At 68.2% G+C, this 23552-nt stretch carries 21 protein-coding genes and 1 tRNA gene; 10 read left to right on the top strand and 12 right to left on the bottom strand.

The window, feature by feature from the left end; all coding sequences use genetic code 11:
• Positions 1-4: 4 nt before the first annotated feature.
• Both QNJ67_21425 and QNJ67_21430 read right to left on the bottom strand, forming a co-directional pair.
• Positions 5-1414 (bottom strand): PcfJ domain-containing protein, encoded by a 1410-nt coding sequence (locus QNJ67_21425; protein ID MDJ0611549.1) that lies wholly within the window; start codon positions 1412-1414, stop codon positions 5-7.
• 362 nt (positions 1415-1776) lie between these two features.
• Complete coding sequence (locus tag QNJ67_21430) at positions 1777-2376, bottom strand: YceI family protein (protein MDJ0611550.1); 600 nt, start codon at positions 2374-2376, stop codon at positions 1777-1779.
• A 248-nt stretch (positions 2377-2624) separates the two neighbouring features.
• Here QNJ67_21430 and QNJ67_21435 point away from each other — a divergent pair, with 248 nt between their 5' ends.
• The gene (locus QNJ67_21435) at positions 2625-4451 is read left to right on the top strand and encodes an alkaline phosphatase D family protein (protein MDJ0611551.1); all 1827 of its coding nucleotides are present in this window, start codon (positions 2625-2627) and stop codon (positions 4449-4451) included.
• A 208-nt stretch (positions 4452-4659) separates the two neighbouring features.
• Here QNJ67_21435 and acs read toward each other — a convergent pair whose 3' ends face one another.
• The 9 genes from acs to tsaD all read right to left on the bottom strand — a co-directional run bounded on the left by acs (position 4660) and on the right by tsaD (position 12955).
• On the bottom strand, positions 4660-6603 hold the full coding sequence (gene acs / locus QNJ67_21440; protein ID MDJ0611552.1) for an acetate--CoA ligase: 1944 nt from the start codon (positions 6601-6603) through the stop codon (positions 4660-4662).
• A 157-nt stretch (positions 6604-6760) separates the two neighbouring features.
• Positions 6761-7117, bottom strand: a complete 357-nt coding sequence (locus tag QNJ67_21445) for a Rieske 2Fe-2S domain-containing protein (GenBank protein MDJ0611553.1) — start codon at positions 7115-7117, stop codon at positions 6761-6763.
• Positions 7114-7527 (bottom strand): EVE domain-containing protein, encoded by a 414-nt coding sequence (locus tag QNJ67_21450; protein ID MDJ0611554.1) that lies wholly within the window; start codon positions 7525-7527, stop codon positions 7114-7116. The genes QNJ67_21445 and QNJ67_21450 overlap by 4 nt, the downstream gene beginning before the upstream one ends.
• 199 nt (positions 7528-7726) lie before the next feature.
• Entirely contained in the window at positions 7727-7957 is a 231-nt protein-coding gene (locus QNJ67_21455) for a hypothetical protein (GenBank protein ID MDJ0611555.1), read from the bottom strand.
• A gap of 14 nt (positions 7958-7971) precedes the next feature.
• Positions 7972-9408, bottom strand: a complete 1437-nt coding sequence (locus QNJ67_21460; protein ID MDJ0611556.1) for an ammonium transporter — start codon at positions 9406-9408, stop codon at positions 7972-7974.
• Positions 9409-9636: 228 nt separating this feature from the next.
• Positions 9637-10446 (bottom strand): hypothetical protein, encoded by an 810-nt coding sequence (locus QNJ67_21465; protein MDJ0611557.1) that lies wholly within the window; start codon positions 10444-10446, stop codon positions 9637-9639.
• 109 nt (positions 10447-10555) lie between these two features.
• Positions 10556-10849 (bottom strand): YciI family protein, encoded by a 294-nt coding sequence (locus tag QNJ67_21470; GenBank protein MDJ0611558.1) that lies wholly within the window; start codon positions 10847-10849, stop codon positions 10556-10558.
• A 22-nt stretch (positions 10850-10871) separates the two neighbouring features.
• Complete coding sequence (locus QNJ67_21475) at positions 10872-11885, bottom strand: NAD(P)H-dependent glycerol-3-phosphate dehydrogenase (protein MDJ0611559.1); 1014 nt, start codon at positions 11883-11885, stop codon at positions 10872-10874.
• Entirely contained in the window at positions 11882-12955 is a 1074-nt protein-coding gene (gene tsaD, locus QNJ67_21480) for a tRNA (adenosine(37)-N6)-threonylcarbamoyltransferase complex transferase subunit TsaD (protein ID MDJ0611560.1), read from the bottom strand. Before tsaD ends, QNJ67_21475 begins: the two co-directional genes overlap by 4 nt.
• A gap of 251 nt (positions 12956-13206) precedes the next feature.
• On the opposite strand from tsaD, the gene hemC reads away from it, so the two are divergent.
• The 5 genes from hemC to QNJ67_21505 all read left to right on the top strand — a co-directional run bounded on the left by hemC (position 13207) and on the right by QNJ67_21505 (position 18289).
• On the top strand, positions 13207-14145 hold the full coding sequence (gene hemC / locus QNJ67_21485; GenBank protein ID MDJ0611561.1) for a hydroxymethylbilane synthase: 939 nt from the start codon (positions 13207-13209) through the stop codon (positions 14143-14145).
• A gap of 16 nt (positions 14146-14161) precedes the next feature.
• Entirely contained in the window at positions 14162-14875 is a 714-nt protein-coding gene (locus QNJ67_21490) for a uroporphyrinogen-III synthase (protein MDJ0611562.1), read from the top strand.
• A 59-nt stretch (positions 14876-14934) separates the two neighbouring features.
• Entirely contained in the window at positions 14935-16692 is a 1758-nt protein-coding gene (locus QNJ67_21495; GenBank protein ID MDJ0611563.1) for a hypothetical protein, read from the top strand.
• Between the two features lie 3 nt (positions 16693-16695).
• Positions 16696-18129 (top strand): heme biosynthesis HemY N-terminal domain-containing protein, encoded by a 1434-nt coding sequence (locus tag QNJ67_21500; protein ID MDJ0611564.1) that lies wholly within the window; start codon positions 16696-16698, stop codon positions 18127-18129.
• 84 nt (positions 18130-18213) lie between these two features.
• Positions 18214-18289: transfer RNA gene (locus tag QNJ67_21505), tRNA-Thr, on the top strand.
• Between the two features lie 56 nt (positions 18290-18345).
• Here QNJ67_21505 and QNJ67_21510 read toward each other — a convergent pair.
• Positions 18346-19494, bottom strand: a complete 1149-nt coding sequence (locus QNJ67_21510; GenBank protein ID MDJ0611565.1) for an IS481 family transposase — start codon at positions 19492-19494, stop codon at positions 18346-18348.
• 263 nt (positions 19495-19757) lie between these two features.
• On the opposite strand from QNJ67_21510, the gene QNJ67_21515 reads away from it, so the two are divergent.
• The 4 genes from QNJ67_21515 to QNJ67_21530 all read left to right on the top strand — a co-directional run.
• A complete protein-coding gene (locus tag QNJ67_21515) occupies positions 19758-20210 on the top strand; it encodes a cytochrome c (protein MDJ0611566.1) in 453 nt (150 codons plus the stop codon).
• 24 nt (positions 20211-20234) lie between these two features.
• Positions 20235-21584 carry a cbb3-type cytochrome c oxidase subunit I gene (locus QNJ67_21520; GenBank protein ID MDJ0611567.1) on the top strand — a complete coding sequence of 450 codons (1350 nt, stop codon included), beginning with the start codon at positions 20235-20237 and terminating at the stop codon, positions 21582-21584.
• 7 nt (positions 21585-21591) lie between these two features.
• Entirely contained in the window at positions 21592-22407 is an 816-nt protein-coding gene (locus QNJ67_21525) for a CbbQ/NirQ/NorQ/GpvN family protein (GenBank protein MDJ0611568.1), read from the top strand.
• Between the two features lie 10 nt (positions 22408-22417).
• Positions 22418-23552 (top strand): protein norD (locus QNJ67_21530; protein MDJ0611569.1); only part of this gene is annotated, 1135 nt, incomplete at its 3' end.

Genomic DNA, 23552 nt, shown 5'->3' on the forward strand with positions numbered 1-23552 from the left:
TGCCTCAGAGATAGGTCCCTTTCTCATCGCGCAGGCGCTTCTCGAACTTCTGGGCGTTCTTGCTCCAGAGCGCCAGTGTCTGCTTCGAGTGGATCTTCTTCACCGTCCGGCGGCCGAGTCGCCGGCAGGTCCGCTCGTAGTTCCGGCGCACCCGTTGAACGTGCGTGCGGCGCAAGTGCCCGATGTCGCGCTGGACATGCTGGAGGTGCCCTCGATGGCAGAGGAGCGTCCGGTCGTCTTCTCGACAGAAGCAGAGGATGAGATTCTCCAGATCCTCGAGGATCTGCTGCTCCAAGGCACGGCTACGCGCGTCGTCCCCCAACAGCCAGAAGAGGCTTCCGGGAAATCGAATTGCAGCCACGAAGAACCACTCGGCGCCGATCTCGAAGGAACTGCTGGGCTCCGGCCAGGCGAACGCGCCATTCGGACCACGGAAGAGCTCGATCAACCAGGACCAGGTCTCGTTATCCAGGTCTTTCAGGGAAGCCCTGAGATCGCCATAGAAGACGTCGGAATCGAGACTGTTGCAGGACAGGCCGCAGATTTCCCGTCGGATCTCCTGTGCGAGCCGCGGCTGATGTCGCCAGCTCTCGGGATCATCGGCACGGAACGACCGGCTGGTGATGCCGACCAGCTCCTGATCGCCCCGAATCGACAGGCCGAGTTGCACGATCAGCGACTCGATCATCGGTCTGTAGGTGTCGGCCACCGGGCCGTTGGCCTTGCCCTTGACCTGGTCCAGCCATTTTCCTTCCTCGACCTCCATGGTCACGTGGGGCCGGTCCTGAGGATCGCGCAGGGAAAGGATGTCGATGCCCTTGCCGAGATAGTCGGCATAGCTCGCCACGCAGTGGTTCATCCGCGCGCCCTCCTGGGCGAGCGACTCGGGGGTCTCCAGGAGGGCGATGCGAAAACCGTCGGGGAAGCTGACCAGAGTCTGGTCTGTGTACCGCCTGGCGTCCGCGCTGAAGCGCCTTGCCTGCGCCACGGCGTCGGGCAGGGCGACCCGCTCGATGCGGCCGAGTTTGTCGGCATCGAGGCTCTTGAAATAGGTTAGGACACCGGACAGTTCGACCGCCAGCTCCTGGGCAAGCCGGCCTTCCATGTCGATCCAGTAGACGCCATTCGGAAGCGCCGCTTCCAGCCAGTCCGGGTGCGGGCTTTCGTAGGTTGTCTCGAAGCACGGGTTGCAGGCCTCGGCGGCGTCGGTGGGCCACTCCACGTCCACGAAGCTCCCGCCTTCGCCAGCCGGACGGCGCAGCCGCACGACCCGGCCCGCCGCCGGGAAATCCTTGATGATCCAGCGACGCGCGACGCGGTCGAGCCAGCGCCCGATGGTCGGGTTCTCGGTGGTCCCGCGGACCTGCGCGATGAAGCGCTCCACGTCCCAGCTGTTTAAAACGTTCCTACTCACGGCAATAGCCCAGCGTCTTCCGCGCGCCGAAGCGGCACGGGCGACGGGGCCCACGCGCACGCGCGGATTAAACCGGCATGGTTCTCAGCCGGTTCTCGAAGGTTGAAATTTCAGGATCGGCGCCCGGCGGTCGGCCGCGGCGCTCATGAAAAGACGCGGTGGCTAACCGGCGCGGAAACAGGCCGACCCGATGATTCTCATTTCTTGCTCGTTCATCGGGGTCTCGTTTCCTTCGAAAGGGTTCCCGCCCTCAGCGCGGGACGCAGTGTCTATCAAAACACGAATGAAATGTCCACAGGCCTTGGCCAGAAAAGAGCCGGCAGTCTGCAAGAGACGACCGGCCCTTCTACTTGACCGTGAGACTAATTCTCGCGGTCCATCATCTCCGTGTTGATCTCGATGAAGATCATGCCGGTCGAGATGCTGCCGACGTTGAACGCCAGGTGGTCGATCTCGGTCCTGGCGGCGAAGGCCACCCAGTCGCCCCTGTAGTAGTCGATGAACTTGGCCACCGGGTGGGGGCCGCGGTGGGTCAGTTCGACCTGCAGGGTGACCGGCTTGGTCACGCCGTGGATGGTCAGGTCGCCGGTCACATCGGCGGTTTTCTCGCCGGTGCGCTTCACCGCCGTGCTCTTGAAGGTGATCTCCGGGTACTTCTCGACGTTCAGGTAGTCGGCGGCCTTCAAGTGCTTGTCCAGCGCGGGCACCCCGGTCGAGACGCTGCTCGTGTCGATCGAGACGACGATGCTCGAGTTCTCCACGTTCTCGGGATCGAGAATCAGCTTGCCCTTGGCCCTGGTGAACTCGCCGTGCTGCATGGACACGCCCGCGTGGCTCCAGCCGAAGAAGATCTCGGTATGGCCCGGATCGAAGTAATAGGTCTCCTTGGCGGCGGCCGGGGCCGCCAGCAGCGCGGCGGCGAGCGCCACCGCCGCCGTGTGGCAGGCGAACTTGCGGAGCATCGTCGATCCTTCCATCCTGATGCGGCTGCTTGGCGATCCTAGCTTGCTTCGGGTCGGTCCCCAATAAAATCGACGTGACCGGCCGCCCGCGGAACACAAGACCGTCACGCGTATGCAATGCTACTGACTCGCGGCGGTCCTAGTGTTCCGATTCATAAGTTCGAGTGGTCGAACTTATGAATCAAAGGGACACTGATGCTAGGCTCTAGTGTGGCTGGCTCGAATCGGAAAGGAAGAGGCAAGTCCCGATGAATGGCAGGGTGATTTCCAGGCGGCGGGTTCTCTACACCGTGGGCGGTGGGCTGGTTGCCGCGCCGGCGATCCTGAAGGGCCTGGCGGCCGGGGCGTCGGGCTCTTCGCCGCTCTTCACGCTGGGCGTCGGTTCGGGCGACCCGGGCGCGCACCACGTCACGCTCTGGACTCGCCTCGCACCTGACCCGCTCAACGGCGGCGGCATGGCGCCGGAGCCCGTGCCGGTGACTTGGGCGGTCGCGACCGATCCTGACATGCTCCGGGTCATCCGGCGCGGCCGGGCGGTCGCCCTGCCGCAGAACGGCCACGCCCTGCGCGTCCTGGCCGGCGGCCTGCCGGCAAACCGCTGGCTCTACTACCGCTTCGAGGCCCTGGGTGAAGCGAGCCGGATCGGCCGGACCCGCACCTTCCCGGCGCTCGGCGACGACGATCACGAGTTCGACGACGACGGCCACGAATTCGAGGAAGACGACGATGGGGGCGACTTCGACGACGGGGGACAGCGGGCCCGTGCGGCGCGCATGCGCTTCGCCCTGGTGTCCTGCCAGAACTATGAGCAGGGCTTCTACACCGCCTTCCGCGACATCGTCAGCCAGGACCTCGACTTCATAGTCCACGTCGGCGACTACATTTATGAAGACGGCCCGACCTCGACTCCCATCGACCCGGGCCGGGTGCACAACGGCCCGGAAATCTTCTCGGTTGAGGACTATCGCAACCGCTACGCGCTCTACCGCCTCGACCAGGACCTGCAGGACGCCGAAGCGCGTTTTCCGGTGGTCCACACGCCGGACGACCACGAGGTCGACAACAACGTGGCCGGCCCGATCGCCGAGGAGGGCGCGCCGTTTCAGGACGAGGAGTTCCTCCAGCGCCGCCGCAACGCCTTCCAGGTGCTGAACGAGACGATGCCCTACGGGCCGGGCGTCGGGCTGCGCGACGGCGGCAACCGGATCCAGCTCTACCGCCGGCTCGACTTTGGCCGCCTCGCCTCGCTCTTCGTGCTCGACACGCGGCAGTTCCGGACCGACCAGCCGGCCGAGGACGGCTTCGGCTCGGCCGATCCCGACAGCGCCGCTTTGGAGCCGATTCTCGGCGAGACGCTGTTCGACCCCGCGATCGAGAGCGACGCGGCCGAGATGCTCGGCGGACGCCAGGAGCGCTGGCTGAAGCGGGGCCTGCGGCGCAGCCGGGCGACCTGGAACGTGCTGGCGCAGCAGGTCATGGTGACCCGCTGGAACCTGGTCGATACGCTGTTCTTCTCGGTGCCGCCGGCGCAGCAGCCCTTCGTGGAGCCCCTGTTTAGTCAGGTCTCAGACATCCTCAACATCGACGCCTGGGACGGCTACGGCGCGGCGCGCGATCGCATCTTCCGCTTCCTGGACAAGAGGCGCCCCTCGAACCCCGTGGTGCTGACTGGCGACATCCACTCGGCCTGGGGCGCGAATCTGCTGAAGGACTTCGACGATCCCCAGTCCGACATCCTGGCGGCCGAGTTCGTCTGCACCGCGATCTCTTCGACCTTCGCGGCTCTCGACCCGCGACCGATCGACGGCATCGTCAAGGCGGGCCTGCCCGCGAAGAACCCGCAGATCGAGTTCTTCAACGGCCTGTTCCGCGGCTACTGTCTGTGCGATGTCGACCGCAAGCGCTGGCGGACCACCTACCGCCGGGTCGGCACGCCGTCCGACGCGACCGATCCAAATCCACTCGCCCTGGTGCCCATGCCCGGCGACACGGTCGAGGACGACCAGGTGCTGGAGATCGCGGCGGGCTTCAATCGGCGCGGCAGCGGCCAGCGCCTGGTGACGAAGGGCGTGTAGATCGGATCATGTTTAGACGGAAGCCGATCCTGCTTACGTCTAAACATGTGAATCCGATCTACATCATTGAGTTAGAGCAGATTCGCCGGGTTTGACGAATCGCCTTTAGCGATTCATCAAGCCCGGATCTGCTCTAGAACGAGCGCGGGCCGGGCGATCGCCCGGCCCGCGCCAGTTCAGGACCGTAACTCAGGACCGTTTCGAAAGCTCAGGCCCGGTTCATGCGGTTGTCGACCAGCTCGTTGACCACGCCCGGGTCCGCCAGGGTCGAGGTGTCGCCCAGGTTCGAGTAGTCGTTCTCGGCGATCTTCCGGAGGATGCGCCGCATGATCTTGCCCGAGCGGGTCTTGGGCAGGCCGGGCGCCCACTGGATCAGGTCCGGCGAGGCGATCGGCCCGATCTCCTTGCGGACCCACTGGACCAGCTCCTTGCGCAGCTCCTCGGTCGGCTCCTCGCCGACGTTGAGGGTGACATAGGCGTATATGCCCTGGCCCTTGATGTCGTGGGGATAGCCGACCACGGCCGCCTCGGCGACCTTGTCGTGCGCGACCAACGCGCTCTCGACCTCGGCCGTGCCCATGCGGTGGCCCGAGACGTTGATCACGTCGTCGACCCGACCGGTGATCCAGTAGTAGCCGTCCTCGTCGCGGCGGCAGCCGTCGCCGGAGAAGTAGCGGCCGGGATAGGTCGAGAAGTAGGTCTGGATGAAGCGCTCGTGGTCGCCGTAGACCGTGCGCATCTGGCCCGGCCAGGAGTCCGCGATGCAGAGGTTGCCTTCGGTCGCGCCCTCCAGCGGCTTGCCTTCGTTGTCGACGATCAGCGGCTTGATGCCGAAGAAGGGCCGCGTCGCCGAGCCCGGCTTGAGCGGCGTCGCGCCCGGCAGCGGGGTGATCAGGATGCCGCCGGTCTCGGTCTGCCACCAAGTGTCGACGATCGGGCAGCGCCCGTCGCCGACGATCTGGTAGTACCACTCCCAGGCCTCGGGGTTGATCGGCTCGCCGACCGAGCCCAGAAGGCGCAGGGTGGACCGGCTGGTGCTCTTGACCGGGTCGTCGCCCTCGCGCATCAGCGCGCGGATCGCGGTCGGCGCGGTATAGAAGGTGTTGACCTTGTGCTTGTCGCAGACCTGCCAGAACCGCCCGAAGTCCGGATAGTTCGGTACGCCCTCGAACATCAGCGTGGTGGCGCCGTTGGCCAGCGGCCCATAGAGGATGTAGCTGTGTCCCGTGACCCAGCCGACATCGGCGGTGCACCAGTAGATGTCGCCCTCGTGGTAGTCGAAGACGTACTGGTGGGTCATCGAGGCGTAGACCATGTAGCCGCCGGTCGTGTGCAGCACGCCCTTGGGCGTTCCGGTCGAGCCGGAGGTGTAGAGGATGAACAGCGGGTCCTCGGCGTTCATCTCCTCCGGCTTGTGCTCGGGCGAGGCCTCTGCAATCAGGTCGTGGTACCAGACGTCGCGCCCGTCGCTCCAGGCGACGTCGCCGCCGGTGCGCTTGACCACGACGCACTTCTCGATGCTCGAGGTGCGCTCGATCGCCGCGTCGGAGTTCTTCTTGAGCGGGACCTTGCGGCCACCGCGGACGCCCTCGTCGGCGGTGATGATGATGTTGGAGTCGCAGTCGTGGATCCGTCCGGCCAGCGCGTCGGGCGAGAACCCGCCGAACACGACCGAGTGGATCGCGCCGATCCGGGCGCAGGCCAGCATGGCGACCGCGGCCTCGGGGATCATCGGCATGTAGATCGTGATCCGGTCGCCCTTCTTGGCGCCGATCGAGAGGAGCCCGTTGGCCAGGCGGCAGACCTCCTCGTGGAGCTCACGGTAGGTGATCTTCTTGTCGTCGCCCGGATCGTCGCCTTCCCAGATGATCGCGACCTGGTCGCCGCGCTTCTCCAGGTGCCGGTCCAGGCAGTTGTAGGCGGCGTTCAGCGTGCCGTCGTAGTACCAGCGGATGTGGACGTCGCCGGGGCCGTAGTTGACGTCCTTGACCTTGCTGTAGGGCTTGAACCAGTCGATCCGCTTGCCCTCTTCGGCCCAGTAGCCCTCGGGGTCGGTGACCGACCGCTCGTAATCCTTGAAATAGCCCGCTTCATTCGTCCAGGCCCGCTTGGCCCAGTCTTCGGAAACCGGATGGACTTGAACTTCGAACATGCTGGCGATCCCCCTTGTTCCTCGACCGGCCTCGATTGGACCTGATCGGCGCGGTTCTGTCCCTGCGCAAGGTCAAGATTATTGTCGGATTTCCGAGCCAAAACAAGGCGGCGAAACGAGGACGCGACGAGCCCCCGCAAGCCTTCCCGGCAGACCTTCAGCCCGCCTCCGCAGGGCCGATCAGCACAACACGGCCGCCCGGGTCGACCGCGACCGCGACGGGAGTCAGGCTGTCGCCCGCGCAGGGGCCGGCCGTGCAGAAGCCGTCCTCGATCCGGAACAGCGCGCCGTGGGTGTGGCACATCAGGCGGCTGCCGTCGCCGTTCAGGAAGCGGTCCGGCACCCAGTCCAGGGGCGTGCCGGCGTGGGGGCAGGAATTGAGGTAGCCGTAGACTTTCTCGCCCTGGCGCACCACCAAGAGGTCGGTCGCGTCGATGCCCTCGCCCAGGGTGAAGCCGCGGCCCTCGCCGTCCTCGATCTCGTCCAGCCGGCAGAGGGCTAGCGCTTCGCTCACGGGGCCGTGTCGCCCATCCGGCAGATCAGCTTCCACGAATCCTCGTCGATCGGCATGACCGAGAGCCGAGACTGACGCACCAGAGCCAGGTCGTGGAGCCGTGGCTCGGCCTTGATCTGGGCCAGGGTCACCGGGCTCGCCATGGGCTTGATGGCCTTGATGTCGACCATGCCGAAGCGGCCCGAGGCGTCGGTCGGGTCGGGGTAGTACTCCTTCACCACCTCGGCGATGCCGACCACCTGCTTCTCGTTGACCGAGTGGTAGAAGAAGACCTGGTCGCCGATCTTCATGGCCTTCATGTTGGCAGCCGCCTGGTGGTTGCGCACGCCGTCCCACTCGGCCGTGCCGTCGCGCACCTGGTCGTCCCAGGACCAGGTCCCCGGCTCCGACTTCATCAGCCAATAGGCCATGGCGGCTTCTCCTCCCACGTTCTTCGGTCAGGCTGTCATATCGGCTCTCGCGCGCCTGGAAATCAAGTCCGACCGTCAAGCCGAGGTCTCCTCGGATACCGCGCAAAGAAAAGGCGCAGCAGGCCCGGCTGGCGGACGCTGCTGCGCCAATGGGGACCCGAAGGGCCGGACGGACCGGCCTTCCGGCCAAAAGGACGCGCTACTCCTCGGCTTCGGCGGAGAACACCCGCTTCAGGCGTTCCGGCGTTCGTGCCGCCTTGTCGTCCTCTTCCATTTCCCGGCTCTCGATCCTGGACTGCAGGACGTGGAAGCCGATCCAGAAGGCGAGTCCGAGAAGGAACAGCACGAACTCGGTCCCGACCATGGGATAGATCGGGCCGAGCTGGGACAGGTCCGCCCCGCTCCAGGTTTCAACGATTGTCGTCGACATGGTTCATCCTCCCGTCACGAAAGCAGTCCGAGGCGCTTGGCCTCGGCGACATCGGCTTCGGAAATCTCGATCGCGTCGACCTCCTCGGCGAACTCGGCGCTCATGTCGAGTCCGACGAGCTCGACGCTCTCGGGCACCCGGAGCCGTCCCATGGCCTTCAGGATCGAGGCCACGATGTAGGCCGGGATGAAGCCGAGCACGATGAACATGATGCAGGCCCCAGCGAACTGCCCCCAGGGGGTGATCACCGCGACATTCTCGTGGTAGGCGGCCGTGGCCGGGTGGCCCCAGAGCACGAATCCGGCGATGACCAGGCCGATGAAGCCGGCGTAGCCGTGCACTGCGATCGCGCCCACCGGGTCGTCGATCTTGAAGCGCCGCTCGACCCAGAAGTGCAGTTTGTAGGCGCAGAACGCGCCCACCGCGCCGATCAGCATGGCCTGGATCGGGTGATAGAGGTCGTTACCGGCCGAGGCCGTGATCACGCCCGCGAGTCCGCAGGAATAGGTCCAGAAGGCCTCGCCCCTGGAGACGATGTAGCCGGCCAGCAGGCCGCCCGACAGCGACATGAGGAAGTTGAACACGATCGCCGACAGGGTTGTCGGGGTCAGGTAGATCGTGGTCGCGGTGAAGTTCACCTTGCCTTCGGCGCCGCCGAGCGTCCCGTGATCGATCAGCGGCACGTTGCAGGCCACGTAGAAGCCCCAGAAACCGGTGTAGATCAGGAACAGCCCGATCGTCACCAGCCACTTGTTGTGGGGGTTGATGTTCCGGGGCGTGCCGTCGGGCGCGAATTTGCCGATGCGCGCGCCCAGGGGAACGATCACGCCGAGCGCGAAGCCGCCGGCGATCGCGTGGATCACGCCGGACGCGTAGGCGTCGTGATAGCCCAGCTGGGTCACCATCCAGCCGTCGGGGTGCCAGCCCCAGGCCGCGTCGATGATCCAGGTGAACGAGCCGATCACGACCGCGAGGATCCAGAAGGCCGAGGGCCGGATCCGCTCGATGGTCGCCCCGGACACGATCGAGGCCGCGGTCCAGGAGAACAGCAGGAAGGCGGCCCAGAACACGCCGTTCAGTCGGGCCCAGAAGCTGTTGCCCAGCTCCGCCCCGTAGCCGACCGCCTGCGGGTCGTTGACGCCGGGACCGCCGAGGTGGGTGCCCATCAGCTCGCCCCAGGGCACGGCGTTCGAGCTCTCCGTAAGGCCGCCGGTGATGCCGGGACCGTTGGGGAAGGCGAAGTAGATCCACCAGCCGAAGAAGAAGAAGGTGATGGTGACCAGCGGGATCAGCATCGTGTTCTTCATCAGGGTGTGCAGGTGGTTCTTGCGCCGGGTCGCGCCCACCTCGTACATGCAGAACCCGACGTGGATCAGGAACATCAAGGGAACCGTGACCCAGTAGTAGAATTCGGTGAAGATGACCGTGAGCGCACCGATATCGGTGTCCATAACCCCCCTCCTTTGTGTTTTCGCGGCCCGCTCGGCCGCGGGTCTTGCCGGAAGCCCGGGCCGATCGCGGGCTCTTGGCGGCCCGCTGCGACCCGTCCCCAGGAAATCGCGCTGAAAAGCCTGCGCCGATTCTGGAATCGGCGCAATGCCCAAAAATCACGCAAAGCGACTAAGAAGTGATCATTCTCGCGGTCGGCGGTGAGCTTTGGGCTGGGCTGGATCTTGCAACTACAGAATCTCTTGTAGCCCCTTCGCCACGCCGAGAATGGCGGTCAACAGTCCACCGAGAGATTTAAAGAGATGATTGGACGACTCCAGCTTTTCGATCACGATCAGCAAGCGCGACTTGGCCAAGCCGAGCAGCCAAGCCAGGAACGCGAAGATCATGAAGGCATAGAACATGGCGCTGGCGAAGAAGGACGAGAAGAACATGACCTGAATGTGCGGCTCGGTCGTTTCGGAGAGGGAGAAGACGTCGCGCGCCACTTCGCCGAGCGGCACGAAAACGCCCTCGCCCAGCGACATCAGCAGATAGAACGGCACTAGGTACAAGAGCGCGCTAAACACCAGATCTAAGAGTAGGAACAGGATCAGGGTGGCCAGGGACTTGCCTTCGGCTTGGCGCAAAATCCACCGGGTTTCCGCAAGCGAGGCGATATCGACCCAGACGTTGACGAAGAGCGACATGCCGATCATGGCCTGAAAGACGTCGTTTGCGATGCCTTCTTCGCCGAAACGGCCCGTGGCCAGGAACAGGATAGCCACCAGACCGATCGCGAAGTAGGAGGAAAGCGCCGAAGCGGCGAAAAACCGCCACGACCGCAAGCGCGCGCCATAAATGGCAGAGAACAGCCGGTTGAAGTACGCTTGGAGGGCCGCGATCGCAGGCCGGAAGCGATAGTCGTCGAGTCTGACGAAGAGTTCGGTCAGCTGCGCTCTTGCCCTTTCCTCCTCCGATCGACTCACCAGCCAGTCGAGAAGCGTGCAAAAGGCGATGATCAAGGTGGCCAGCGCGACCGTGTAATTCCAGCCCGGCATCGTGTCGGATCATCGATCCATGATCGGAATCGGCATCGCGGGCCGATCTTCCGAAGGTGAAAGCGGTTTATAAGTAACGAAACCAGCCCGGCAATTCGAGCCTTGGAGTCTAATCCGCCGGCGGGTTGAAGATCACCTTGCGCCAGCGGCGGATCTCGGTCGTCGCGAAGAGGCCGGCCTTGGCGAAGGGGTCGCCCGCGGCGAAGGCCTCGACCGCGGCGCGGTCCGCCATGTCGACCAGCAGGAAGCTGCCGGTCATGCCCTCGCCGTCGTCGGTCAGCGTGGCGCCGCCGGCGACCAGCTGCGCGCCGAAGCTCTTCAGGTAATCAAGGTGCTCGGGGCGGTTGTCGGCGCGGATCTGGGCCGAGTCGGGCTTGTCGGTGGTCAGGACGATGAAGAACACGGCTTTCCCCCTCTGTTGATCGTCATGTGCTCTCGGCGCGGAACGGCCGGGCCAGCAGACCCTCGATCGTCTGGTCGATGTCGGCCCCGTGGTTCAGCACCTGGTCGACCGCGGCGGAGATCGGCATCTCCACGCCGAGGCGCGCCGCCAGCGCGGTGAGGGCGGCGGCCGAGTGCACGCCCTCGGCGACGCTGCGCCGCTCGGCCATGATCTCGGTGAGCGTGCGGCCCTCGCCGAGCGCGGCGCCCAGCGAGAAGTTGCGCGACTGCATGGCCGAGCAGGTCAGGGTCAGGTCGCCGAGCCCGGAGAGGCCCATCAGGGTCTCGGCCCGGCCGCCCTTGGCGACCGCCAGGCGGCCGATCTCGGCCAGGCCCCTTGTGATCAGCGCCGCGCGCGCGTTGTCGCCCAGGCGCCGCCCGGCGACGATGCCGCAGGCGACCGCGATCACGTTCTTGACCGCGCCGGCGACCTCGGCCCCGACCGGGTCGTCGCTCAGGTAGGGCCGGAAGCGGCGGCTGCCCAGGGTCTCGACCAGCGCGGCGCCGAGCGCCTGGTCGTCGGCTGCCAGGGTGACCGCCGCGGGCAGACCGCGCGCCACCTCGATGGCGAAGGTCGGCCCGGAGAGCACGGCGAGCGGCCGCCCGGGCAGGACCTCGGCGGCGACCTCGGTCATCAGCGCGCCGCCGGCCTGCTCGATGCCCTTGGAGCAGAGAACCAGGGGCGTGTCGCCCCCGATCAGGGGCGCGAAGCGCGCGGCGATGGCGCGCATGTGCTGGGCCGGCGTCACCAGCAGCAGGACCTCGCAGGGGGCGAGATCCTCCGGACGGCTGGTGGCGTGCAGCGCGGGGGACAGGGTCACCGCGGGCAGGTAGGGCGCGTTGACGTGGGTCGCGTTGATCGCCTCCGCCAGCTCGCCGCGGCGCGCCCAGAGCAGGACGTCGCGGCCCCCTTGGGCCAGCACGTGGGCCAGCGCCGTGCCCCAGGCGCCGGCGCCGAGGATGCCGACCCGGTGGATGCCGGTGCCGCCGCCGCTCACGACACGGGTTCCGGCGCGCTCGCCAGGGCGGTCTCCTCCAGCGGCCAGCGCGGCCGCGGCGCGAAATCGAGCGGGTCCCGGTGGCCGAGGCGCAGGCGCTCCAGCCCGGCCCAGGCGATCATGGCCGCGTTGTCGGTGCAGAGCTTGGCGGGCGGCGCCACCAGGCGCGTGCCCTCCGCCTCGGCCAGGCCCTGGAGCCGGCCGCGCAGGTAGCGGTTGGCCGCGACCCCGCCGGCGACCACCAGGGGGCCGGCCGCGCCGTAGTCGTCCCGGAAGCGGGCGAGCGCCCGCCGGCAGCGGTCGACCAGCACGTCGCCGACCGCTTCGTGGAAGGCGGCGGCCAGGTCGGCCACGCCCGGCGCGCCGGCGCCGGCGCCCTCCAGCCCCCGCGACACCGCGGCGTGGCGCAGCGCGGTCTTGAGCCCCGAGAAGGAAAAGTCCAGGGAATCGCGTCCGACCATGGGCCGGGGCAGGTCGAAGCCGGCCGGATCGCCGCCCTCGGCCGCGGCCTCGAGCGCCGGGCCGCCGGGATAGGGCAGGCCGAGCAGCTTGGCGCCCTTGTCGAAGGCCTCGCCGATGGCGTCGTCGATGGTCGTGCCCAGGCGGCGGTAGCGGCCGACGCCCTCGACCGCGACCAGCTGGCAGTGTCCGCCCGAGACCTGGAGCAGCAGATAGGGAAAGCCGAGGTCTTCGTTAGGCGGGGCGGTCAGGCGCGCGGTCAGCGCGTGGCCCTCCAGGTGGTTGACCGCCAGGAAGGGCAGGCCCCGGGCCAGCGCGATGGCCTTGGCGGTCATGACGCCGACGAAGACGCCGCCGATCAGTCCCGGGCCGGCGGTCGCCGCAACGCCGTCGAGCGCGTCGAAGCCGACCCCGGCTTCGTCGAGGGCTCGGGCGACCAGGCTGTCGAGATGGTCGAGGTGGCTGCGCGCCGCGATCTCGGGCACCACGCCGCCGAAGGGCCGGTGCTGGTCCAGCTGCGACAGGACGAGGTTGGAGCGGATGCGCCGGGTCTCGTCGACCACCGCCGCCGCCGTCTCGTCGCAGCTTGTTTCAATCCCGAGCACGATCATGGCCGGACCCTAGTGTCCCGGTTTCGAAGTTCCGTTGATCTGCCTCGTCGCCCCCTCACCCCAGCCCTCTCACCCAAGTTGGGGGAGAGGGAGGATCCGCGGCGCAGCCGTGGAGGGTGAGGAGGCCTGATCGCAGGATTACCGGCGATAGACTGGTCGTCGGAGTTTCTCGACCAGGACCCTAGCTTGTTGCCCGGGGCGGCGCCAGATTCCTTGCGCGTCACCCCCTGCGGGCCTAAAGCTGTTCCGCCATGACCACACCGCTTCTCAAGCTCGGCACGCGCGGCAGCCCGCTCGCCCTGGTTCAGGCCGAGGAGGTGCGCCGCCGCCTCGGCGAGGCCCACCCCGAGCTCGCCGCCGAGGGCGCGGTCGAGATCGTCGTGATCCGCACCAGCGGCGACAAGATCCAGGACCGCACCCTGGCCGAGATCGGCGGCAAGGGCCTCTTCGTCAAGGAGCTGGACGAGGCGCAGCTCGACCGGCAAATCGACATCGCGGTCCACTCCATGAAGGACCTGCCGACCTGGCTGCCCGACGGCCTTGAGATCGGCGCGGTCCTGCCGCGCGAGGACCCGCGCGACGCGCTCTTCTGCTCAGACGCCGGCAGCCTCGCCGAGCTGCCGTCCGGCGCCGTGGTCGGCACCGCGTCGCTGCGGCGCCAGGCCCAGGTGCTGCTGGCCCGTCCCGACGTCACGGTCGTGCCGCTGCGCGGCAACGTCGGCACGCGCCTGCGCAAGCTGGCCGACGGCGAGGTCGATGCCACGCTCCTTGCGCTGGCCGGTCTCCGGCGGCTCGGCCAGGAGGCCGAGGCGACGGCGGTGCTGGCGCCCGAGGAGATGCTGCCCGCCGTGGCCCAGGGCGCGATTACCGTGACCGCGCGGACGGACGACGCGCGGACCGCGGCCTGGCTGGCCGCGCTGGACGATCCGCCGACCGGCCGCCGGGTGACCGCCGAGCGCGCCTGCCTCGCGGTGCTCGACGGCTCCTGCCGCACGCCGATCGCCGCCTTCGCCGAGCTGAACGGCGACGACTCCCTGCGTCTGCGCGCGCTGATCGCGCTGCCCGACGGCAGCGAGTCCCACCGCACGGAACGGCGGGGATCCGCCGCCGAGGCCGAGGCCTTGGGGCGCGACGCCGGCGAGGAGCTGCGCGGAAAAGCGGGACCGGACTTCATCGCCGCCCTCTCGTGATGCGGGTCCTGGCGTGATGCGGGTCCTGGTGACCCGGCCCCGGGAAGACGCCGCGCCGCTGGCCGCGGCCCTCGAGGCCGAGGGGCACCAGACCCTGATCCAGCCGCTGCTGCGGATCGAGCCGGCCGATCCCCCGCCGGCACTCGACTTCGTCGGCGTCCAGGCCCTGCTCTTCACCAGCGCCAACGGCGTGCGCGCCTTGGCCGCGCTCACCCCCCGGCGCGACCTGCCGGTCTTCGCGGTCGGCGACGCCAGCGCCGAGGAGGCGCGCCGCGCCGGCTTCGCGGCGGTCGAGAGCGCGGCCGGCGACGTCGAAGACCTGGCACGCCTGGTGACTGCGCGCCTGCAGCCGGCCGACGGCGCCCTGTTCCACGGCGCCGGGGCCAGCCTGGCGGGCGACCTCAAAGGCGCCCTCGTGGCGGCGGGCTTTACCCTGCATCGGGTGGTTCTCTATAAAGCCGTAGCGGCCGACGGCTTCGCACCAGAGGTGCGCGAGGCCCTGGCCGCGGGACGGCTTGACGCGGTTCTTCTCTTCTCGCCGCGCAGCGCCGAGACCTTCGTGACGCTGACGGCGGAGGACGGTCTGGCCGACGCGCTCGGGGCCTGTAGCGCGGTCTGCCTCAGCGCGGCCGTGGCGGAGAAGGTCGGCGGGCTGCCGTGGCGGCGCGTGGCGGTGGCCCGGCGGTCCGACCGGAGGTCGCTGCTCGCCTGCTTGAAATCGTTGCCTTGAAGGGCAGGGCGCGTCAATTGTAGGACTTGGGAAGGCGGAACGCGGGACCAGGGGTAGAGATGTCACAGGAAGATCGCGCCGCGCCCGACGGCGGGAAGGCGGGCCCCGGCGGCGCGGCCGGCGGGCCGCCCCCCGGCTCTGGGAAACTGCCCGCCGGAAAAGCGCCCGACGAGGCGACGACCGAGAACGAGCAGAAGGCCGCCGAGGCGCAGACCGGCAAGCAGCCTCCCGAGGCGGCGGACGCCCCCGAGTCCTCCGCGCCCGAGGCTAGCGATTCCCCCGCATCCGAGTCCCCCGCTTCCGACCCACTTGCCGGCGCGCCGGCCGAGCCGATCAACGACGCCCAGGCGGCGATCGCCGCCTTCGGCGGCATCCGGCCCATGGCGGCCAAGCTGCGCGTCGCGGTCAGCACGGTCCAGGGCTGGAAGGAGCGCGACGCCATCCCCGCCTCCCGCCACGCCGAGATCCGCACCGCGGCCGCCGAGCTCGGCCTCGACCTCGACAAGCCGGCGCCGTCCGAGGCCGCTGCGGAGGCCGAGAGCGGCGCCACGCCCGACCTGCCTGCCCTGCCCGCGGCCAGCCCCGCCGGCACGGCGCGAGAGCGCCTGCGCACGAGCCCGGCGAAGCCCCCGGGGGAGGCCGCCCCGAAAGCTCAAGGACCTCAGGGACCCCAGGAAAAGAAGCCGGAGCGGCCGGCCGCCTCGCCGCTGCCCGCCTCCGGGCCGAAGCCCCCGCCCTCATCCACGCCGGAACCGGCGCGCGGACCGGGCTGGATCGTGGCTTTCCTGCTCGGCGCCGTGGCGGTCTCGCTCGGCTTCGGCGGCGCGGTCATGAGCCGCGGACAGTGGCTGCCGATCCTCGATCCGCCGGTTGCCGGCGGCCCGGTGGTCGACGACGCGGCCGTGGCCGCCCTGTCGCAGCGCCTCGACCGTTTCAACAGCACCCTGGACACCCAGGGCGCCAACCTGCGCAGCCTGCAGGAGCGTTTCGAGGCCCAGCCGCCGGCCGCGGGCGGCAGCGCCGATACCGAGGCCGTGGTGGCGAGCCTGCGGGCCGAGTTCGAGGAGGTCGCGTCGCGCGAGAGCGGGCTGGAGACCCGGATCGCCGCGCTCGAGGAGCGCAGAGAGGCCGGTGCGGGGGCGCGGGAAGCGGTCAACGCGCTGGACGCCGAGGTGAGCGCCGAGCTCGAGGACCTGGACGCCCGGGCGGCGGTGCTCGAGGCGCGGCTCAGCGACCTGGACCGCCTCGGCATGACGGTCGAGGCGCTGAGCGAGCAGACCCCGGCCGCCGCGCGCGACGTGGCGATCATGCTGTCGCTGGTGCAGCTGCGCGACAGCTTCAGCCGCGGCGCCGCCTACGGCGAGGAACTGGCCGGCCTGCGCCAGGCGATCGGCGACGACGCCGAGATGCTCGGCCTGCTGGGCCCGCTCGAGGCCCACGCCGGATCCGGCCTGCCGACCCCGGCCGCCCTGGCCGAAGCCTTCGGCCCCGTGGCCCGCGCCGTGGTCGCCGCCGGTCCGGGAGGCGACGAGGAGGGACTGCTCGCCGGCGCGTGGCGCAGCCTCTCGGGCGTGGTGACCGTCCGGCCGGTCGGCGAGGTCGAGGGCGAGGGCCCGGGCGCCGTGGTGGCGCGGGCCGAAGCCCGCCTGCGCGACGGCGACCTGGCCGGCGCGCTCGCCCAGCTCTCCGCGCTCGAAGGGGCGGCGGCCGAAGCGGCGGCCGCGTGGAAGGAACAGGCCGAAGCCCGCCTGGCGGGCGAGGCGGCGCTGGTCGATCTCGGAATCCTGGCGGTCGACCGCCTGGCGGAGGCCGGCTGAGCCATGGGCCGCGCGCTCCTCTACATCGCCAAGCTGGCGGTCGTCGTCGCCGTCGCGGTCTGGCTCGCCTACCAGCCCAGCCAGGTCTCGATCGACTTCATGGGCTACCGCATCGAGACCGCGGTCGGCATCCTCGTGCTGGCGGTCTTCCTGGTCGCCGTGCTGGCGACCATCGGCTACCGCTACTGGCGCCTCTTCATGGACGCGCCGGGCAGCATCGGCCGCTCGTTCCGCGAAGGCCGGCGCCGGCGCGGCTACAAGGCGCTGACTCAGGGCATGGTCGCGGTCGCCGCGGGCGACAAGGAAGAGGCGCGCAAGTGGGCGCGCAAGGCCGAGGTGCTCAAGGAGGAGCCGCCGCTCACCCTGCTGCTGGCCGCCCAGGCGGCCCAGCTCGAGGGCGACGACCAGGCGGCCAAGCGCTATTTCCACGCCATGCTGGAGAGCGACGAAACCCGCTTTCTCGGTCTGCGCGGCTGTCTCATGCAGGCCCTGCGCGAGGGTGACCAGGAAGCGGCGCTCGACTTCGTCCGCCGGGCCCACGCCATGCGCCCGAAGACGGCCTGGGTGCTGACCGCGCTGTTCGACCTGACCCAGGCGACCGGCGACCTGGAAGGCGCGCAGCAAGCGCTCAAGCAGGCGGTCCGCTACAAGGCCCTGCCGGCGCCCGAGGGCGAGCGCAAGCAGGCCGTGGTCCTTCTGCAGCAGGCCGAGGCGGCCCGGCGCTCGGGCGACACGGCGACGGCGCAGAAACGGGCGCGCGCGGCGCTCAAGCTGGCGCCCGGCCTGGTGCCCGCCACGATTCTGCTGGCCGAGACGCTGATCGACGCCGGGCGGCCCGGCGAGGCCGAGCGTCTGATCGAGCGCGCCTGGGCCGGCACCCCGCACCCCGATCTGCTGCGGCTCTACCGCGTGCTCGCGCCGGGCGAGGCGCTGCCGCGCTTCGAGAAGATCAAGCGCCTGACCGCAGGCAAACCGGATCACGAGGCCAGCAAGCTGGCGCTCGCCGAGGCGGCGCTCGACGCCAAGCTCTGGGGCGAGGCCCGGCGCTACCTGAGCGCGGCCATGAAGGCCCAGGAGGCCGAGTCCGCGGACGGCGAGCCGAGCGAGGCGGTCTGCCGCGCCATGGCCCGGCTCGAGGAATTGGAGTACGGCGACGCCGCCAAGGCCCGCTCCTGGCTGGTCCGCGCCGCCTCGGCGCGGCGCGATCCCGCCTGGGTCTGCGGCAGCTGCGGTGCCATCGCCGAGCGCTGGTCGGCCCACTGCGGCGCCTGCAATGCCTTCGATTCGCTCTCCTGGCGCCGCGCCGTGCGGGTTTCGCCCGACGCCCTGGCCGCGCCGGACGGCGAGCCGCCGACCATCGAGGCCGAGCCCGGGCGCGGCGCCCTGGTCCCGGCCGGCGAGACCCCGCGCCGCGACCTGGACAAGGCGATCCCCTGATCCCAGCTATGGACTGGCGGCCGCCGTTGACGCGGCTCCGCCCTTCGGTCTATTTTCCGCCGCGCTTTCACGCGACGCCCTTGGGCCGCCTTAGCTCAGTTGGTAGAGCATCGCATTCGTAATGCGGGGGTCGTAGGTTCGAGTCCTACAGGCGGCACCATTTCGGTCATTGTCCGGCCCGGACACATAGGTAACACTTTGTACCGGAGACATGGGTTACACCTTCGGGCCGAAGGGGTTTTCGACAGTTTGCAGAGTTTTCTGCTCGAGGTCGATGTATCCCAGGTCGTAGTGCATGAAGCTGACGATCCAGATTCCGTCGTCGACCTCCTTGATTCCGAGTTTTTGTCCGGCCATGACGGTCGAGACGTTGATTTTCTTTCGGTGCATACAGATGCGCCCGCAGGCTGTGACGATGGCCTCGCGGTCATGGAGCGGGTATTCGAGCTCGGGGAGGCCGCGATAGGGTCTGCTTGAGGGCCGATAGGCCTCGGCGGGGCACCGCATTGTAAGCGCTTCGTGGGGTCTTTCGGTGTTGAATTCGCTCAGGAAGTCATCGAAGCGGGCCTGCTGCTGCAGGCTGTTTGCGCCGGGCGGTCTGGTGGTTTCCTTTTTCAAGGTCAGGTGCATGCGCTCGTGGCGTGCGTTCTGCTGGGGGTGTCCTGGCTTGATGCGTTCGATGTCGATGCCGAGCCTGAGCCACCAGACGGAGAGCTTTGAGAGGTTGTAGAGGCCGTTTGGGCTGGCGAAGGGCAGGCCGTTGTCGGTTCGCATGGCGCCGGGCAGGCCGCGTTCCTCGAAGAGCCGCTGGAAGGCGGTGAAGGCGTTGGCTTCCTTGGTTGACTCCAGGGCCTCGCACATCAGCAGGTAGCGCGAGGCCTGGTCGGTGACGGTCAGTGGGTAACAGTATTGACGATTGCCGAGCTTGAATTCGCCCTTGAAGTCGGCACACCAGAGATCGTTCGGCGCGGTGCCGGCGGAAAGCGCCGTGCCCTTTGCCTTGTTGCGCCGTTGGCGCGCGCGCTTGACCAGGCCGTGGCGGTCGAGCACGGCATGGACCGTGCTCTTGGCGGGGATCCGGACCTCGCCGGCCAAGCGCCTGACCAGCAGCTCCCTGATCTTCCTGGCGCCCCAGTGGGGTTTTTCCTTCTTGAGCCGCACGATCATCCGCTCGATCGGCTCGGGCAGCTGGTTGGCGTAGCGCACCGGCCGCCGCGAGCGGTCGCACAGCGCCTCGAGGCCGTGCTCCTTGTAGCGGTTGAAGATCTTGTAGCCGGTCTTTCGGGATATCCCGAAAGACCGGCAGACATCGCTCATGGCCTCGCCTTCAAGCAGACGGGCGACAAATCGCAGGCGTTCCTCCATTACCGAAGTCTCCTTCCATGGCATCAACACCTCCCGCCCAAAGGCGCAAAGTGTCACCCATGTCTCCGGTACGATCTGTCACCTATCTCTCGGGTCGGGCACATACTTTTCTGGTGATGCGTTCGGCGCAGTTTCCCCTGTCGGAACGCCGGCGCCGCGCCCCTCGCGAACTAATTTCCCGACGCTTGACGACGGTCAAGTAGCCGCCCCGCGTTCGTCTCTAGCTTCGCTAGCGTGGTTGGACAGTCACTGCGGAGAGGCCGATGAACGAAGGGCTGACCAAGACTCAGGCCCGCAACATCTTTTACGGCGGGTCGCTCTTTTTCCTCGTGATTTTCGTCGGGTTGACGGTGCATAGCCATCTCTACGCGCTCAACACCTCGACCAACAACGACCAGCTGACCGAGTCGGTCGCCGCCGGGAAGCGCGTCTGGGAAAAGCATTCCTGCATCAACTGCCATACCATCCTCGGCGAGGGGGCCTATTTCGCGCCCGAGGTCGGCAACGTCTTCGTGCGCTACGGCGGCCTGGACGACCCGGAAGGCGCGCGCGAGACGCTGAGGGCCTGGTTGGTCTCCCAGCCCTCCGGCGTCGAGGGCCGGCGGCAGATGCCGAACTTCAACTTCTCCGACCAGGAGCTCGACGACTTGATCGCCTTCCTCGAATGGGTCTCGAAGATCGACACCCAGAACTGGCCGCCGAACGACGCGGGCTGATCGGCAAGACGCGGGAGAGCCTCGATGAAATACCCGACCCAGAAGATAGCGCTCGCCTACTTCGCCTGCGCGCTCGTCCTCTTCGCCGCGCAGGTCACCTTCGGCCTGGTCGTCGGCTATATCTACGTCGACCCCAACTTCCTGTCCGAGCTGCTGCCGTTCAACATCGCGCGCATGATCCACACCAACGCGCTGGTGGTCTGGCTGCTGCTCGGCTTCTTCGGCGCGGCCTACTACCTGATCCCCGAGGAGGCGGAGCGTGACATCGAGTCGCCGAAACTGGCCTATGCCCAGCTCATCCTGCTGATGGTCGGCGCCTCGGGCGCGGTGATCGGCTACCTCTTCCGGATCCACGAGGGCCGCGAGTTCCTGGAGCAGCCGCTGTGGGTCAAGCTCGGCATCGTCGTCGCCGCGCTGATGTTCCTCTACAACGTCACCATGACGGTGCTGAAGGGCCGCAAGACCGCGGTTTCCAACGTGCTGCTGCTCGGCCTCTGGGGCGTCGCGCTTTTCTTCCTCTTCGCTCTCTACAACCCGGACAACCTGACCGTCGACAAGATCTACTGGTGGTACGTCGTGCACATCTGGGTCGAAGGCGTCTGGGAGCTGGTGATGGCTGCCGTCCTCGCCTTCCTCCTGCTCAAGCTGACCGGCGTCGACCGGGAGGTGGTGGAGAAGTGGCTCTACGTCATCGTCGCCCTCTCGCTCTTCACCGGGCTGCTCGGCACCGGCCACCACTACTACTGGATTGGCACGCCCGCCTACTGGCAGTGGATCGGCTCGATCTTCTCCACCCTGGAGGTCATCCCCTTCTTCGCCATGGTCGTCTTCGCCTTCGTCATGGTCTGGAAGGGGAGCCGCGACCATCCCAACAAGGCGGCGCTGCTCTGGGCCCTCGGCTGCGCCACCCTGGCCTTCTTCGGCGCCGGCGTCTGGGGCTTCATGCACACCCTGTCCCCGGTGAACTACTACACCCACGGCACCCAGGTGACCGCGGCCCATGGTCATCTCGCCTTCTTCGGCGCCTATGTTTCGCTCAACCTGGCGATCATGACCTACGCCTTCCCCTATCTGCGCGGCCGCGAGCCCTACAATCAGGTCATGAACATGGCGAGCTTTTGGCTCATGTCGGGCGGCATGGCCTTCATGACCTTCACGCTCACCTTCGCCGGCACCATCCAGACCCACCTGCAGCGGGTCAACGGCGAGGACTTCATGAGCGTGCAGGAGCAGCTCGCGCTGTTCTACTGGATGCGGCTCGGCTCCGGCGTGGCGGTGGTGGTGGGCGCTCTGCTCTTCATCTATGCTCTAGCGGTGCCGCGGCGCGAGATCGTAGCACCTGGCGAAACGGCGGGCGCGGTGCCGGCCGAGTGAGGCTCGCATGACCATGGCTGCTCTCGATATCAAAGAAGGGGGCGCAAGCCCCCTTCCCTTTTATGCCCCGACGGCGGATGAGTGCGCGGTCTTCGAGACGGCCTACCGCAATAACCTGCCCTTGCTGCTCAAGGGGCCGACCGGCTGCGGCAAGACCCGTTTCGTCGCCCACATGGCGGCCAAGCTCGGCCTGCCGTTGCACACGGTGGCCTGCCACGACGACCTGACGGCGGCCGATCTTACCGGCCGCTATCTGCTGAAGGGCGGCGAGACGGTGTGGCTCGACGGCCCGCTGACCCGCGCGGTGCGCGATGGCGGGGTCTGCTATCTCGACGAGGTGGTGGAGGCGCGCAAGGACGTCACTGTCGTGCTCCATCCCCTGACGGACGACCGGCGCATCCTGCCGTTGGATCGAACCGGGGAGGTCCTCAAGGCGCCGGTCAGCTTCATGCTGGTGGTCTCCTACAATCCCGGCTACCAGAACATCCTTAAAACCCTGAAGCCCTCGACCCGGCAGCGCTTCCTGGCGATCGACTTCGACTTCCCGCCGCCCGATCGCGAGGTCGAGATTGTCGTCGCCGAGTCGGGCCTGGACCCGGAGCGCGCCAAGCTGCTGGTGCGGCTGGCCGGCAAGCTGCGCGGCCTCAAGGGCCAGGACATCGAAGAGGGGGTCTCGACCCGCTTGGTGGTCTATTGCGCCACTCTGCTGCGGGACGGCATGAAGATCGAGCGGGCGATCGAGGCGGCGATGATCGAGCCGCTTTCCGACGACCCTGAGACCAAGCGCGGCCTCAAGGATCTGATGACCGCTGTGATCGGCTGAGGTCGTCGCCATGCCGCTCGGCATCAAGCCCTGGGAACCCGAGGAAGCCGTCGGCAGTCTGTGGCACCGCGTGGTGGGGCGGCTCGACGAGCGCCCGGCCTTTCCCGAAGCCGCCGTCGCCCTCGCCGCCATGCAAGGGCGCATCGGTATCGTCTTCCGCGGTCTCGGCGGCGAGGCCGGAGTGGAGTTTCGGGACGCCGCCGAGGAGACGGCCCAGCACCGGCGCAGTCTTTGGCGACGGCTCGGCCATGCCGAAGAGTCGATCGAGCGGCCCTCGTTCGACGGCGAGGTGTTGCGCCTGCCGGCAAGCCTGGACGCCCTGCCCGAGCGCGCATTGAACGAGCAGCTCTATCTCTGGCTGGCCGCCTACGCCGCGCACGACCCAGCCCCGCCGCCCGACATCCAGGATCCTCTTCGCGCCGATCTGCTCACCCTGCGCCAGGCTCACAGGACGACCGCCCAGGTGCTCGCCGACTACCCGGGCCTGCGGCAAGGTTACGACCGGCTCCGCCGGGAGACCCTTGCCCTGCGCGCCCGGCGCCAGCGGCCGGAAGCGAAGCAGGCCTTGGAGAGCGCGATCCTTGCCCTGCTCGGCGACGGCGCCGCGACTTCCGGCACCGCGCGGCGCTACCTCGAGCTCATCCAAGAAGAGACGGCAGGGCTGGACGACGTCACCGCGCCCGCGGGCTACCATTGTTTCGAGCCGGTCCTGCTTTGGCCGGAGCGGCGGCCGGCCCCGCTGCCGGACAGGGGCCAGGCAAGCCGCGACGAAGCCGGGGCCGGAAGCGGACAGACCCCCAATGGAAAACGCAAACGCGCCGCCCGAAAGAAGAGTGACCAGGCCAATCGCAAGGATTCGCTGATCCTCCACCGCTTCGAGTCGATCCTCTCCTGGGCCGACTTCCTCAATCTCAACCGCCGCGTCGAGGACGACGACCCGGAGACGGCGAAGAAAGCGGCGGACGATGCCGAGGAGCTCGGCATCGCAGATGTGGACCAGCGCCCGGCCACGCGCCTCGCCTTCGATCTTGACCTGGCGCCGCGGGACCTCGAGGGGGAGCGGCTGGCCGGCGAAGCGCTGCTGCCCGAATGGGACTACCGCGGCAATCGCTACCTGGCGGACCATGTCCGCATCCTGGAGAGCC

Source organism: Kiloniellales bacterium (assembly GCA_030064845.1).
Lineage (GTDB): Bacteria > Pseudomonadota > Alphaproteobacteria > Kiloniellales > JAKSDN01 > JASJEC01.